The organism is Bacillus pfraonensis, from assembly GCF_050768835.1.
In the GTDB taxonomy this organism is placed as follows: Bacteria; Bacillota; Bacilli; order Bacillales; family Bacillaceae_G; genus Bacillus_A; species Bacillus_A pfraonensis.
Genome location: NZ_JAHCDO010000014.1, coordinates 206,365 through 220,219 on the forward strand (window position 1 = coordinate 206,365; position 13,855 = coordinate 220,219).

Annotated in this window: 14 protein-coding genes and 1 pseudogene; 3 read left to right on the forward strand and 12 right to left on the reverse strand. The window is 34.3% G+C overall.

Annotated elements, in window-relative coordinates:
* Positions 1-11: 11 nt before the first annotated feature.
* Complete coding sequence (locus tag KFD70_RS15645) at positions 12-935, reverse strand: CobW family GTP-binding protein (protein ID WP_336453603.1); 924 nt, start codon at positions 933-935, stop codon at positions 12-14.
* A gap of 478 nt (positions 936-1,413) precedes the next feature.
* On the opposite strand from KFD70_RS15645, the gene KFD70_RS15650 reads away from it, so the two are divergent.
* The gene (locus tag KFD70_RS15650) at positions 1,414-2,358 is read left to right on the forward strand and encodes an L-lactate dehydrogenase (protein ID WP_336453604.1); all 945 of its coding nucleotides are present in this window, start codon (positions 1,414-1,416) and stop codon (positions 2,356-2,358) included.
* Between the two features lie 67 nt (positions 2,359-2,425).
* Here the strand turns inward: KFD70_RS15650 and KFD70_RS15655 are convergent, their stop codons facing one another.
* Complete coding sequence (locus KFD70_RS15655) at positions 2,426-2,560, reverse strand: hypothetical protein (protein WP_336453605.1); 135 nt, start codon at positions 2,558-2,560, stop codon at positions 2,426-2,428.
* Between KFD70_RS15655 and KFD70_RS15660 the strand changes: the two are divergent.
* Positions 2,538-2,767 (forward strand): annotated as a pseudogene (locus KFD70_RS15660) (YesK family protein). The gene KFD70_RS15655 and the pseudogene KFD70_RS15660 sit on opposite strands and share 23 nt — an antisense overlap.
* Before the next feature lie 44 nt (positions 2,768-2,811).
* Here KFD70_RS15660 and KFD70_RS15665 read toward each other — a convergent pair.
* The 7 genes from KFD70_RS15665 to KFD70_RS15695 form a co-directional block, all read right to left on the reverse strand.
* Positions 2,812-3,852 (reverse strand): AI-2E family transporter, encoded by a 1,041-nt coding sequence (locus tag KFD70_RS15665; RefSeq protein ID WP_336453606.1) that lies wholly within the window; start codon positions 3,850-3,852, stop codon positions 2,812-2,814.
* A 553-nt stretch (positions 3,853-4,405) separates the two neighbouring features.
* Positions 4,406-5,659 carry a hemolysin family protein gene (locus KFD70_RS15670; RefSeq protein ID WP_336453607.1) on the reverse strand — a complete coding sequence of 418 codons (1,254 nt, stop codon included), beginning with the start codon at positions 5,657-5,659 and terminating at the stop codon, positions 4,406-4,408.
* A gap of 635 nt (positions 5,660-6,294) precedes the next feature.
* Positions 6,295-6,687 (reverse strand): nuclear transport factor 2 family protein, encoded by a 393-nt coding sequence (locus KFD70_RS15675; protein WP_336453608.1) that lies wholly within the window; start codon positions 6,685-6,687, stop codon positions 6,295-6,297.
* A 29-nt stretch (positions 6,688-6,716) separates the two neighbouring features.
* On the reverse strand, positions 6,717-7,319 hold the full coding sequence (locus tag KFD70_RS15680) for a nitroreductase family protein (RefSeq protein ID WP_336453609.1): 603 nt from the start codon (positions 7,317-7,319) through the stop codon (positions 6,717-6,719).
* A 73-nt stretch (positions 7,320-7,392) separates the two neighbouring features.
* Positions 7,393-8,043 (reverse strand): DsbA family oxidoreductase, encoded by a 651-nt coding sequence (locus tag KFD70_RS15685; protein WP_431613218.1) that lies wholly within the window; start codon positions 8,041-8,043, stop codon positions 7,393-7,395.
* A 102-nt stretch (positions 8,044-8,145) separates the two neighbouring features.
* Complete coding sequence (locus tag KFD70_RS15690; protein ID WP_336453611.1) at positions 8,146-8,577, reverse strand: Rrf2 family transcriptional regulator; 432 nt, start codon at positions 8,575-8,577, stop codon at positions 8,146-8,148.
* 124 nt (positions 8,578-8,701) lie between these two features.
* Positions 8,702-9,571 (reverse strand): LysR family transcriptional regulator, encoded by an 870-nt coding sequence (locus KFD70_RS15695; RefSeq protein WP_336453612.1) that lies wholly within the window; start codon positions 9,569-9,571, stop codon positions 8,702-8,704.
* Positions 9,572-9,668: 97 nt separating this feature from the next.
* Between KFD70_RS15695 and KFD70_RS15700 the strand changes: the two genes are divergently transcribed.
* Positions 9,669-10,580 (forward strand): DMT family transporter, encoded by a 912-nt coding sequence (locus KFD70_RS15700; RefSeq protein WP_431613219.1) that lies wholly within the window; start codon positions 9,669-9,671, stop codon positions 10,578-10,580.
* Positions 10,581-10,628: 48 nt separating this feature from the next.
* Here the strand turns inward: KFD70_RS15700 and KFD70_RS15705 are convergent, their stop codons facing one another.
* The 3 genes from KFD70_RS15705 to KFD70_RS15715 form a co-directional block, all read right to left on the reverse strand.
* Positions 10,629-11,255, reverse strand: coding sequence for a YcnI family copper-binding membrane protein (locus KFD70_RS15705; protein ID WP_431613220.1), 627 nt, complete (start codon positions 11,253-11,255; stop codon positions 10,629-10,631).
* Between the two features lie 39 nt (positions 11,256-11,294).
* A complete protein-coding gene (locus KFD70_RS15710; RefSeq protein WP_431613236.1) occupies positions 11,295-12,956 on the reverse strand; it encodes a copper resistance CopC/CopD family protein in 1,662 nt (553 codons plus the stop codon).
* A 366-nt stretch (positions 12,957-13,322) separates the two neighbouring features.
* Positions 13,323-13,742 (reverse strand): VOC family protein, encoded by a 420-nt coding sequence (locus tag KFD70_RS15715; protein WP_431613221.1) that lies wholly within the window; start codon positions 13,740-13,742, stop codon positions 13,323-13,325.
* Positions 13,743-13,855 lie beyond the last annotated feature (113 nt).

Here is a 13,855-nt window from a genome sequence, read left to right on the forward strand (position 1 = left end):
ATTTGTTATTTTCAATTTGATGTATGTTCTAGAATTTCTAACCCTTCCTTTAATTGTTTCTTATCTAAATCTTCACCGATAATTACAAGGTTTGTCGGAAATCCAAAATCCTGTTCTAATAAAATTGGTACCCCAAATGAGTATTGTAACAAGTGCGGATATTTATCCCCATGAAATTTTACAAATCCCTTAACTCGATAAATCTCCTGGGTTAAATTGGAAAGCCATTCATATAGTTGATCTTGGTCAATTGATTTTGTAAATTGATATGTCATCGTTTGTATATGTAAATGCTGCTTCACATGTAATGTTTCATGCTCTTCATTCCCTTTAAATTCCACACCTTCTATATCCCCTAAAGATATATTACAATACTGTGTTTCATACAATTTAGCATATTTATTCATTGCTGCTACTTCTTCTAAAACTTTTTTCTTCTCCCCATCTTTTAATAAGTCTGATTTATTAATGAGGATATGACTTCCATATTTGATTTGTTCATGTAAAAGTTGCTGAATATTTTTACTTAATGTATCGCGATTTAACCATCTTATTGCATCTACTATAACAACGATGGACTTCACGTCAAGGTAAGGAGCTAAAATAGGTGACAAACATGCATCTAATACTTCAATCGGGTGAGCCACTCCTGTTGTTTCTATATAAATGACATCTGGTCTTTCTTGTTGATATAAAGAATGTAATTGAATCTCAAGTTCATCTTTCAACGTACAACAAATACAACCTTTTAAAAGTTCCCTTAAAACATTCTCTTTTCCTATAATATCTGTATCTACCGAGTACTCACCTATTTCGTTCATTAAAACAGCTACTTTTCGATTTTTCTTCTTTTCCGCTAATAATAGATTTTGTAGCAGTGTTGATTTTCCACTTCCCAAAAAACCACCTAATATATGAATTTCTACTTTATTCATATTACCGACCATCCATTTCTGTGTTTCTAATATATTTTAAAGCGTAACTATTACGATTTGCACTTATTATTTTATTAAAATAACTGCTATTTGTAAACAATACAAGCCAACTATGTTGATTCCCTCTATATGTTCAGTGATTTACTTTATCAGCAACCCGAATTCCAGATTTAACTGTTCCTAAACGTTGTATATTCTCTTGCAAAATGTATGCCCCCCGCTGGCAATATAATATGAGGAAATAATTCGAGTTCTCGCCCTTGTTCAAAAGCTGTTAATCCTCCGCAAAAGTATAGATTTTGACTTCAGCTAAAAAATACCTATGTTTCATTCCTTATAATTAATACCTATGTGAGCAGATATATTTTGAAATACTTGAATATCTTTCATAAAATGTAATAAACTAGATTTGATTCTATAGAAGTAAGACCTATTTTTCTTACATATCAAAATTACTGAAATAGCGAGGAATTGTCATATGAAAAAAGGTATTAACCGAGTTGTATTAGTAGGAACTGGAGCAGTAGGATGTAGCTATGCTTACTGCATGATTAACCAAGGTGTTGCAGAAGAATTTGTTCTCGTTGATGTAAACGAAGCGAAAGCAGAAGGAGAAGCTATGGATTTAAGTCATGCGGTTCCCTTCGCTCCCGCACCAACAAGAGTTTGGAAAGGTAGCTATGAAGATTGTAAAGATGCAGATCTTGTTGTAATCACTGCTGGTTTGCCACAAAAACCAGGTGAAACACGTTTAGACTTAGTTGAGAAAAACGCTAAAATCTTTAAACAAATCGTTCGTAGTATTATGGATAGCGGATTTGATGGCATCTTCTTAATTGCTACAAATCCTGTAGATATTTTAACTTACGTAACGTGGAAAGAATCCGGACTACCAAAAGAACGGGTAATTGGTTCTGGTACAACTCTAGATTCTGCTCGTTTCCGATATATGCTAGGAGAATATTTCAATATTGGACCTCACAATATTCATGCCTACATCATCGGCGAGCATGGTGATACAGAGCTTCCTGTTTGGAGTCACGTATCAATTGGAATTCAAAAACTACAAACGATTCTTGAAAAAGATAATGAACATAACCAAAAAGATTTAGATGAAATCTTTATAAACGTCCGTGATGCAGCCTATCACATCATTGAACGAAAAGGTGCAACATACTACGGCATCGGCATGTCACTTTTACGCGTAACAAAAGCAATTTTAAATGATGAAAATAGCGTATTAACTGTATCTGCTTATCTTGATGGACAATATGGACAAAATGATGTTTATATCGGTATTCCTGCCGTCTTAAACCGTCAAGGTGTTCGTGAAATTTTAGAAGTTGAGTTAAGTGAAGATGAAGAATTAAAGTTCGATCACTCTGTTCAAGTATTGAAAGAGACAATGGCTCCTGTTCTTTAATCATATATTTCAATCAAAAAAGCAATCCAACTGCTATTGGATTGCTTTTTCTTTTATATAAAAATTTTTATGTCGTTAACATACACCACCAAACGGTAATATTATCCATAATAGAAAGAAATGATTTCATGAATGACTCTTGGACGATTGTATTCCTCTTACTAGCAGTAGCATTTTGAATACTTTTCTTCTTTTTAATCATAAAGACCCTATCTCCAAATAAAAATTATAAACAGAAACTCGAACTAACTCTAATTATTTTAAGTCTGCTTACTATACCGATAAACATCTTTCTAATAGGTGAATGGCCGGGGTGGGAGTTGAATTAATCGCTATTTTTATTTTAGGTACTGTTATATTAGCTTTGATTATAAATCTATTTATTAAACTCCCTCGTCCTAAAAAATAACAGATGTTTTCCTCTAAAAGAAAACACCTGTTAAACGGAATCACTTATTCTGTTCCAATATCTTTACGCGTTTCTTCATCATTATTTACTTCAAGTACATCTAGTAAAAAGATAAAGATCGGAATCCCAATAATAAGACCCCATATTCCTAAAAAGTGTTCTGAAAAGATAAGAACCATAAATGTATAAAAGATTGGTAAATTCGTCTTTGCGGACATCAATTTTGGATTTAAGAAATAGCTTTCAATTGCATGAATGACTGTAATAAAAATTAATATGTATACGACATATGCAATTCCACCGATGTTATACGCAATAATACAAAGTGGAAATAGTGAAATAATCACACCTGCAACAGGAATAAGACCTAGTAAGAATACCATGACAGCTAATACAAGAAGTTGTGGAAAACCGAGAAACACAAGTGCAATCACAGTGAGAATACAATTTACAACAGCTATCAAAAACTGCGCTTCAATCACTTTTCCAAACGATCTCGCAAACCTTTGACCGAAATATGTGAGTTCCTCATAAAAGATTCTTAATTTACTCTCCTTAAACTTAGAGGTAAAGCGAATAATACGCTCCTTTTCTAACAAGAAAAATAAACTCAAAATAAGAGATAGTAAAATTTGCAAACTTAATTTCCCAATATTCGCTAAAGATTGATAAATGACATCTACACCTTGTTCAATATACTTTGAAACTTCCATCTGATTAATCGTCGAAAACGCATAGCGTATCATTTCATTATCTGGTGGATTCTGAAAAAAAAGTTTAAACTGATAAATCAATTGTGAAATTTGTATCGTTAATACAGGTAAATATTTATATAACGTAGTAACAATAAACGTTACTAAAACAATGTATAAAAAAGCGATAATCAATTTTCTGTTTATCTGTACAAAACGATTAATCTTTTTAGAAATAAACCTTTGAAACCGGTCCATTAAAAACGTAACAATAAAAGTAATCAATATTAAATTAATCATACTTTTTAGCCCGTATAATATAAGAGCTAAAATTACCAATATAAGGAGCCTTTGAAACCCTCTACTCTGAAAGAAACTTTTCATTTGTATCATTTATTTCAAACCTCCCCCTCTCAGTTTCTTTATCTGTTTTATCATGACTCGTTCTATCAATTCCCATAATAAAGTTGCTCTTTACAACATCTTATGACTGAAACTCTTGAATCTTTCTTTTAACTTCGAAAAGTCCCATTTTCCATCTATATTGTAATATTCTCGAACAACTCCTGCTTCGTATATCATTATGAGTTTCAAAAGTTCTCCATTCACAATCTTATGAGCTCTATCATTCATATGTAAACACTCTCTTTTCATATAATCCATAATGAGAGAGTACAATGTACACTTTTCTTTATATACGTTGTGTTCTTGCTAAATCGTATAATCCCTCTTTATATTTTTACAAATATACAATACTACCACTCTTTTTCTAGATTTTCAGGTTGTAGATTTTTTAAATAATCCAGTTGAATCGTTAAAGATCTTGTCTAATCAAAAACTCTAACCGTGGTTTGCTTAGACCTTTGCTATTTACTTTCCCTTTTTCAGTATGCTTAGACATTTTGAAATGAAAAAAGCAAGAGAACCGTCTTCCATTCCTCTTGCTTTATTCCTCACTCTCTATAGGGAGAATTTCTATCATAACTTTTCGAATTCGGTAATGATTAACCTCATGTACAGTAATTTGAAGGTTTTCAAATTGAAACGTTTTGCCTTCTTTCGGAATTCGCTCAAGCTTTTCAAAAATCCAACCGCCAAGGGTATGAGCTTGCGTTTCAGGCATTGGGACACTAAACAATTTCACGAATTCTTTTAACTTAAACCGGGTATCGACTTTATACAAAGACTCATCCAGCTTTTTCACCATGATTTTCTCATCGTGCTCGTCCCAGATGTCTCCTACCAATACTTCGAGAATATCCTCAAGGGTAATTAATCCAAAGGTTCCTCCAAATTCATCGACTACAATAGCCATTTGACTTTTCGTCCTTTGTAATTTATGCAATAGGGAATCACTACTCATTGACTTCTCAACAAACAGAGGGTATCGTAAAAGGTCTGCAATATTGACCTCATTATGCTGGATAAGCTCAGACATGAATTCACGTTCTGTCAAGAATCCCATAATATTATCGATGTTTTCTTTGTAGACTGGAATTTTCGAATATCTCTCCTTCAAAAAAACTTGTTTAATTTCTTCAATTGATTGGTTTACTTCTACGGCAATAATATCCATACGTGGGGTAAAAATTTCCTCAACCATTATTTCTTTTAACTTCAGGGTCCGGTGAACGAGCTCCTTCTCATCCTTATTAATAATCCCCTCTTTTTCACTGATGTCTACCAATAACTTAATTTCTTCCTCTGTAATAGATGGTAGTTTTTCGTTTTTCCCGAATTTTCTAGAAGTAAATTCTTTCAGCTTATGGTTCAGAAAATTAACCGGCGTTAATAACCTCATTTGCAAAAGTAAACTTCCAGAATATTTCAAAGAATATTTTTCAGCATTTTCATTCGCGATGGTTTTTGGTAAAATTTCGGCAAATATTAAGATGATAATCGTCATGACAATTGTACTAATAAGTAGTCCCGCTCCCTCTCCGAAAAGCTTCGCTGCCACAGTTGTCCCAATACTAGTAGCGGCCACATTCGTAATATTGTTCCCTATTAAAATGGTAGATAAGGCTTCGTCAAAGTGTTCGGTTATATATAAGGCTTTTTTACTGCCTGGTTTGTTTTTACTAGCATAATATCTTAACCTGATTTTATTAACACTTGAGTAAGCCGTTTCTGCCGCTGAATAGTATGTTGATAAATAAAGTGAAACCACAAGCACAATAATTAAGACAATAGTATCCAATATAATTCACACTCCAATTAGATTGAAACAGGCGACAGTTCTTTTACCTCAAATCCAATACCTATTTTTAATCCCAATGAAATAGATTGAAGATTTTTCCGTTACCTATTTTCAGGAAATAAATAGAGTAAGTGAAAAAGGATAAATCCCTTTCTTCGCCCTTATGGAACATCAGTGTGAAACAAGAAAAGCCGCAGCGTGCAAGTAACTGCTACCTCGCCCCAGCCAATGTAGGATGTATTTAAACTTTCTAAATTTAACACATCTGATGTTAGACATCAGGAAAAAAGAGGCATAAGAACCTCCACTTACTCTACTTTTAATATATGAATCTTTTTTAGAAAGGATTGTGGGTTTGTCCACTACCAGATGAACATTTTGAGAAGGTTAATATTGATAGAAGAGGGTTGTCGAAGACTGAAAAGAAGCATAAGAACCACCCTATGCTTCCCTCACCCATTGCAATACTTTGTCGATTTCATTTTTTATATACGTTAACCCTGAATTTTCTAACGCAACCGCTCTTTCCTCAACGAAGACGTTATACTCCACCCAATAACAAATCTTTGTTTAAAAGCACACAAAAAAGGGAAGCTATTTCTGAAACAGCTTCCCTTTTCACTCTCTATTTACTATTAAGAAGGTAGTAATACTTGTTGAACAGTATGGCTATCAACATATTGTTTAAACCTTACAGCTTTTCTATTACGCAATTCCCAAACATGTACAAAATCAGCTTGAAATGCTTTGCCTGTTCTTTTATATACTCCAGAGTATATTCCTTCAGCAATAATGATTTCTTTGCCATTCACCTCATGATACGTATGCACGCTCGCTTTAAAATCATTCCATTCTGATGCCAGATGACTAAAAACATTCTCTATGACAGCTTCTACCCCAACATACGTGCCACCATATGGGAACCCTGCCGCTTCTGTCCACTCTACTTCTTTTGAAAGGGCCTTTATTAAGTACTCTGGACCTTTATACGTACTACGAATGATTTGCAAATTTGTACTTTCCGTCATATATTACTCCCTATACTTCCAAAGATATTTTAGTAAAATTTCACTACATCTTCAGTAGGTAAGAATGTTCTTTCACTCGGTTGTTCATTTGGCTCACCAAATGGCATTTGTCCTACTAAGCTCCATTCTGCTGGAATATTCCATGTTTCTTTCACTTCAGCATCTACAATTGGATTATAGTGTTGTAATGATGCCCCGATTCCCTCTGCAGATAATAGCATCCAGACAGTATGCTGTAACATCGCATTTCCTTGATGAGACCAAAATGGGAATTGTTCTTTATATAATGGTGCATTTTCTTGCATTTGTTTTACTGTCGCTTGATTTTCAAAGAATAATACTGTTCCTACTCCTTCACGGAAACCTTTTAGTCTTTCTACAGTTGCTTCAAAATTTTCTGCTGGTACGCGAGCTCTAAGTGTTTCTTTTACAATATCCCAGAACTTTTCATGCTCTGCATCCATTAATACAACCATACGGCCACTTTGCATATTGAAAGATGTTGGTGCATGTAAAGCTGTTTTTAAAACTTCATTGATTCTTTCTTTTGTAATCGTAGCATTCTTTTTTACTTTACGAATGGAACGACGGTTCACGATTGCCTCTTTTAAGCTTGTTGCAGTTACTGACATGATAATTCCTCCAAATTTATACGCTTTATAATTTATTTAAACAAATCGATTTGACTCTTCAATGAAAAGTGGATTAGCAATATCCATTCGTGTTACATTGCATACCTTCAAATGAATTTGTTTTATCCTTTTCGATTTCTTTATCAATTACTCTTTCTAACGTTTCTTTACTAGCAAGCCCTTGAATAACTTCATCTCCAATCATTACAGTTGGAACAGCCATAATATTCGCTTCATCGTATGCATGTTGAATCGCTTGCTGATGTTTTTCTTTATATTTACGAGTTACTAAAGCATCTTTAAATTCGGCTTCAGGAAGCCCTACTTCTACAGCTAATTTTGTTAATACCTCTATATCTTCAATGTTTTGTTCTTCCTGGAAAAACGCAGTAAACACTCGGTGATGGTACTCATTTCCAAGTCCACGCTCCTTCGCAAATTGGCACCCTTCAAAAGCTAAATGTGTATATGGATGCGGTGAAACACGTGGTAATCGCATTTCAACTCCTAATTTCTTTGCAGTAGGAAGAATGAAAGAATCCCATGACCCTAACTTTTCCGGCTCATTCCAAGGATCTATTTTAGAATATGGACTTGGACGTAATTCAAATGGCATCCATTCGATTTCTACATCTTTCTCCTTCGCTACCTCATCTAATGGCCCTTTTGCTAAAAAGCAAAACGGACAAATAAAATCAGAGTACACTTTCATTTTTACAGTCATATGATTGCACCTTGCCTTCTTTTGATTTCATCAGACGTAACAACTCTAGTTACAGCTATAAGAAAAAAATATACATTCTCTTTTTATCGAGCTTTGCATGTTTCAAGCATTCATTTTCTCTTGTAACGATTCAAACAAATGCTCCATCGTGATATTTTTTAAAACTTCTTCCATCGCAGATTGCGCTTGAACTAAAATCACTTCTAATACAGCTTGAATATTTGCTCCAATTGGACAATCTGGATTGGGTTGTTCATGAATATGAAATAACTTATCTTCCTCAACTACATTTACTGCATGATACACATCTAATAATGTAATTTCATTTAAATCCTTTCGTAATCCAGACCCACCTGGCCCACGATTTACATAAACAAACTTAGCCTGCTTTAAGTAAGACATTATTTTTCGAATTACAACCGGATTTGTATTTACACTCTCAGCCATAAATTCAGAAGTACAAACAGAAGATGGATTGATTTTCAAAATGGATAAAATATGAACAGCTATAGAAAAGCGGCTACTAATTTTCATCGTAATCACCACCCTGTTGTAATCATTATAGTTACAACTTAAATATAAGTCAACCTTTTCTATCATTTTTTTGAACACGTACATAAAGGGTACCTCATTCTTCACCATATGAGGTACCCTTTCATTATTCTACAAATAGCTCTTGAAATTCTTCAATTAACAATTGTACAGCTAATGAAGATTCTTTTAAGGAAGGAACAGCTAACGCAATTTCTCTCCACACTTGTGGTTCTAATTCTCTTGTCTGCACATTCGGCGGTAAATCTGATAAGGATAATTCAGCTAATATAGCTAACCCCAGTCCCTCTTGTATCATATTCAAGGATGTCGTGACAGTCGACACAACGTATTCAATGCGAAGCGGTGCGGAAGCTTGCTTAAACATTTCTATAATTGGTGGCTCATACCCACCTTTACAAATAATGATTGGCTCATTCTCTAAATCTTGAATTGTAATCTTTGTTTTCTTGCATAAAGGATGATCTCCCCTTAAAACAACAACCATTTTCCCCTTCGTTAGCGGTACAATTTCCATTTCTTTATTTGGTAAAATCACAATTCCTACATCAATTACCCGTGACAATAACCACTCTTCTACTTCTTTCAGTGTTCCTTCATAAAGTATTAATTCTAAGTTCGGATATTTCTCACGAAAGATATTAATCATTTTAGGCAGAAAACACGCCGATGCACTAGGAAAACTTCCAATTCGAATTGTACCAACTTCATGGCCTTTCTCCATCGCAACTTCTTGTTCCACTTTTTCAACCCCATTTAAAATTTCCCGAAAATGCACAAGAATCCGATTTCCTATATCAGTCAGAATGAGACCTTTCCTTTTATCACGTATCATAAGTGTTACACCAAGTTCCGATTCAACACTAGAAATAGCATGACTGACAGCTGGTTGCGTCATATTCAATGCTCGAGCTGCCTTCGTAAAACTTCCTAATTCGACTACTTTTACAAAAACTTGAAGTTGTGTAATGGTCATAACTAATTACTTATACTCCTTATAAAAAAGATTCATTTTATTTATCGTGTTCAATATCATATCATAGTGAAATGAAATACAACAAGGAGGTATTATCGTGTCTCAGCTTTCTCGAACAAAAGCAGCCATGATTCTTTCATTTCTCGTTCTGATGTGGGGGATTAATTGGCCCTTATCTAAATTTGCTCTCCATTATACACCACCCGTATTATTTGCAGGGATTAGAACAGTAATAGGAGGATTTATTCTACTTATATTTGCATTACCGAAATACAAACAGTTACATCTAAAAGAAACTTGGCATTTATACTTTATTTCCGCTTTACTCAACATTATTTTATTTTACGGACTACAAACTGTAGGACTTCAGTATATGCCTGCCGGACTCTTTTCCGCTATTGTATTTCTTCAACCTGTCTTACTTGGGATTTTCTCTTGGATTTGGCTTGAAGAAGCAATGTACGGCTTAAAGATTTTTGGTCTTATTCTTGGATTTACGGGTGTTGCTGTTATTAGCTCTAGTGGTTTGACCGGGCACATTTCTATTATCGGCACCTTACTTGCTTTAGGATGTGCAGTTGGGTGGGCGCTTGGTACAGTATTTATCAAAAAGACTGGAAACCGCGTAAATGCAATTTGGATGGTTACACTTCAGCTTATCATTGGAGGATTTTGCTTAATTGGATTTGGTTCTGAATTCGAAAGCTGGTCTAGTATCACATGGAGCATACCATTTGTAATCGTACTATTATTCATTTCAATCTTTGTTATTGCAATGGGTTGGCTTGCCTACTTTACACTTGTCGGAGCTGGAGAAGCAAGCAAAGTCGGAGCCTATACATTTCTTATTCCGCTAATCGCAATTATTGCAAGTTCTATCTTCCTACACGAGGCGATTACAATTAGCTTATTCATCGGGCTTTTATTTATTGTCATAAGCATCTGCTTTGTAAATATAAAACCAAAATCACTCATCATAAAACAATCTATTGAACCTAAAAAATGTTAATAAAATATAAAAAAGAAAGAGTCTATCATCAAATAGACTCTTTCTTTTTTATTGCTTTTTACGACGGGATACAAAGATACATGTACCAAGTGAAACAATAATAGAAAGAATGGATAAGATAATAGCTATTGTTTGCATGCTTATACTTTCTTTCTCTTTCATATCGGGTAGTTTTGACTCTCCATGTTCCCCTGTCAATACTGTACCTTTTGTAATTGTAGTAAGTGAATGTGGTTTATCTGCTTTTTCGTCCCCTGTCCATTCTACGATATCTCCATCTTTGTACTGTTGATAGGCATCCCAAGCCACTTTTTGCTCTTTATCTGGGTTTTTCGCAACAAAAGTAAATCGCTGAAATTGACCGGGTAAAATCCCTTCTCCAGTCGCTTCCCACGTCACAGATTTAATTTTCCCAGATGCATCTTTTTGTGCATCAATCTTCCATCCCGGTACTGGCTCATACTGTTGAAACTCGACTCCCTCTGGTATTTTAAGGATAACTTTTGTAGTTGCTATCTCCTTTTCAACAGGAACCTTTATTGTATACGTTTCCCAAGATTCTACTCCAGAAGTAGCTGGTTTCACCGTTACATGTGCACTAGCAGGTACTGCGAAAAGTCCCATAGCAATTATTGTTGCTATCATTGTTGTTCCTAATTTTTTTATACGCTTCATTTTTCTATTACTCCTTTGTCTTTCTCTACAAACTTTACCTTATCGACCGCCCACCATGAATTTAAAATCCGTATCAAAACTATCAAGAGCTTTCGTTAATCCATGAACATGTATATTCCACTCACCAGTCATATTAATATACATCCCTTCCGCTTGATACAATCCTGGTGAAACCGGCGAAACCTTAAATGTACCTTTTCCCATATCCATTTCTAAAGATCTCGTTGTCAGTACAATTTGTTCCATATCAGTAACAGGCTGTCCATTTGTATCCTTTAAGTCAATGCGGAATGTATTCATTCCCATCTTATTGGGACTTACATGTAAAGTAAGTTCATATCCATTATCGAGTTTTTGACTTCCTGTAAATGGTCCAGTTGGCGGCATTGGTGGTGTTTGTACATTCGTTAAAAAAGCTACTATGATGAAAATTACTATCCCTATACCAAACTCACCTTTCAGCGTAGCCCCCAATTTTTTCTCTTTTCTCATCCTTCCCCTTACGTAATGAATAAGTCCCAATATCCCCATACCAATAAATAAGAGAAATTTTGTTAACAATGCTAACCCATAATTTGTATCAAATAATGAATGGATCGTTGGAATAAAGAAAGTACTATTAAAAAGACCCGTCACAAAAATAACAATAACTGTCCCCATTGCCCATGGTGAAAATTTTTTAATAGCATCCCAATACTTTGTCCATTTCTCTTTCTCATCGTCTTTAGATAAAAGAAGAAGAATCGATGCTAAACCTCCAATCCATAGCGAAGCTGCAAATAGATGTAGAAAATCCATAACGACTGCAACATTTTTATATTTTAGACCATATGCATGACTATTCATCGCCTTCATAATAAGCAATCCAACAAAAAGAAGAATTGGAACTGTCCATGTTTTAAACGATGAGAGCTTTCCTCGTTTTAAGGCAACATATGTAGCAGCGATTAACACAATTGTGAGCGTCATTTGAATTATCCATACATATCCAAAAACAGGTAACTGTAACGTTTCTTTTAATAATGCAGGTTGAAATGCATCTTCCCACGAAACATCAGCATTTATCCTTGCTTGCAAAGGGAGACTAAATAGTAAACTAATGAATATGCCAAACAAAGAAATCCAGATTAATTTATTACCTCTTGATTGCACTTTACTCAAATTTCCCTTATATAGAATAAGATTAAAAAATAAAACACCTATATAGAGAGAAAAACTTGTATATAGAATCCCTCTTTCTATCAGCATATCTAACTGTGGGACATAACCAATTTCTTCTGCTTGTATATCACTCGTTCCCTTTCCCTCTGTCCCAATCTGAAACGGAATGACACCTTGGATTGGATGTCCGTCAGCAGAAATGGCTTTCCACTGAATGGAATACGTACCATTCGGTATATTCTGTTTTACTCCAGCTTCTAATAATTTTTGGTTTTTCTTATCAATGTGAGCATTTTTTAAATCTACTCGTTTCCCTGAAGAATCCCTTACGACTATTGTATTAAAGTGTGAAGACTGAAGCATTTCATCAAATTCAATCCTTACAATAGAAGGGGCTTTCTCTAATGTTTCATTTTCTGCAGGATTCGATTTAACAATATAAGCGTGAGCGGAAGCCGCGTTCGGTACCAACATCATTAACACACATACCATTACCATTACCATCCAGGTTCCTAGTTTTCTTAATACACTCATATTCATTTCACTTCTTTCTTTTGCATCACTGTAATTCCACTTGGAAGTTAATAAAGTATCTATATTTTTATTTTCTTTTCCAGAAATTAACCTCATTAAGTATTAAACAATAAAATACAATCATTATGCACTGTTCACATACCGCCTTGAACTTACACTTATAAAGCTACTATATTTACAAATACGACTTATCTTTAGAAAGTCAGTTACGATTATAGCATATAATATATAAATACAAGCTTTTAAAGAAGAAAAGAAACAGTGAATCATTTGTGAAGAAAGTGTGAAATCTACCTTCATACAGTATAGTTCTTCACAAAAAATGAAAAAGGTATTATGCCAATGCGTAATACCTTTCTCTTCATATACAAATTATTGTTCTTTTGGATAATCACAGTATTCAATAATTGTCCCCTCTGTATCTGCAAGGTTAAGATAAATTAACCTTCTACCGTGCTTATTTATACGGAGTGTATGCTCCAATATTCGAACTCCTTGTTGCTTTAGTTCTTCCAATGCTCGATCCAAATTATCTACACGGTAAGCAATGTGATGTGCACCTTTTCCCTTCTGCTTTATAAATCTTGCAATCGGCGAAGTAGTATTATTAGTCGGTGCAAGCAATTCAATTCTGTCTCCATTCACTTCAAGAATAGCTACTTCACTCTCGACACCTGCTGCTTCACTTACATAACGATCTATTAATGTTCCTGATAAGACTTTTTCATAAAAACGTATACTACTATCTATATCACGAACAGCAATACCGATATGATCAATTTTTTTGTTCATTATATTTCTCCTAAATTCACTTTTCTTCTTTAAAATAATATTTACCCGGATAGCCATCTATGAAAGATTCAGATCGCTACATGTATTACATTATACAGGTAATTTTCATTAAA

Bases quoted from the DNA above. Each gene is read 5' to 3' on its own strand.
- KFD70_RS15685 (WP_431613218.1), bottom strand. From the start codon at position 8,043: ATGACTGTAAAAATGAAAGTGTACTCTGATTTTATTTGTCCGTTTTGC.
- KFD70_RS15705 (WP_431613220.1), bottom strand. From the start codon at position 11,255: ATGAAGCGTATAAAAAAATTAGGAACAACAATGATAGCAACAATAATT.
- KFD70_RS15715 (WP_431613221.1), bottom strand. From the start codon at position 13,742: ATGAACAAAAAAATTGATCATATCGGTATTGCTGTTCGTGATATAGAT.
- KFD70_RS15645 (WP_336453603.1), bottom strand. From the start codon at position 935: ATGAATAAAGTAGAAATTCATATATTAGGTGGTTTTTTGGGAAGTGGA.
- KFD70_RS15690 (WP_336453611.1), bottom strand. From the start codon at position 8,577: ATGAAAATTAGTAGCCGCTTTTCTATAGCTGTTCATATTTTATCCATT.
- KFD70_RS15665 (WP_336453606.1), bottom strand. From the start codon at position 3,852: ATGATACAAATGAAAAGTTTCTTTCAGAGTAGAGGGTTTCAAAGGCTC.
- KFD70_RS15695 (WP_336453612.1), bottom strand. From the start codon at position 9,571: ATGACCATTACACAACTTCAAGTTTTTGTAAAAGTAGTCGAATTAGGA.
- KFD70_RS15710 (WP_431613236.1), bottom strand. From the start codon at position 12,956: ATGAATATGAGTGTATTAAGAAAACTAGGAACCTGGATGGTAATGGTA.
- KFD70_RS15655 (WP_336453605.1), bottom strand. From the start codon at position 2,560: ATGATTAAAAAGAAGAAAAGTATTCAAAATGCTACTGCTAGTAAGAGG.
- KFD70_RS15650 (WP_336453604.1), top strand. From the start codon at position 1,414: ATGAAAAAAGGTATTAACCGAGTTGTATTAGTAGGAACTGGAGCAGTA.
- KFD70_RS15680 (WP_336453609.1), bottom strand. From the start codon at position 7,319: ATGTCAGTAACTGCAACAAGCTTAAAAGAGGCAATCGTGAACCGTCGT.
- KFD70_RS15675 (WP_336453608.1), bottom strand. From the start codon at position 6,687: ATGACGGAAAGTACAAATTTGCAAATCATTCGTAGTACGTATAAAGGT.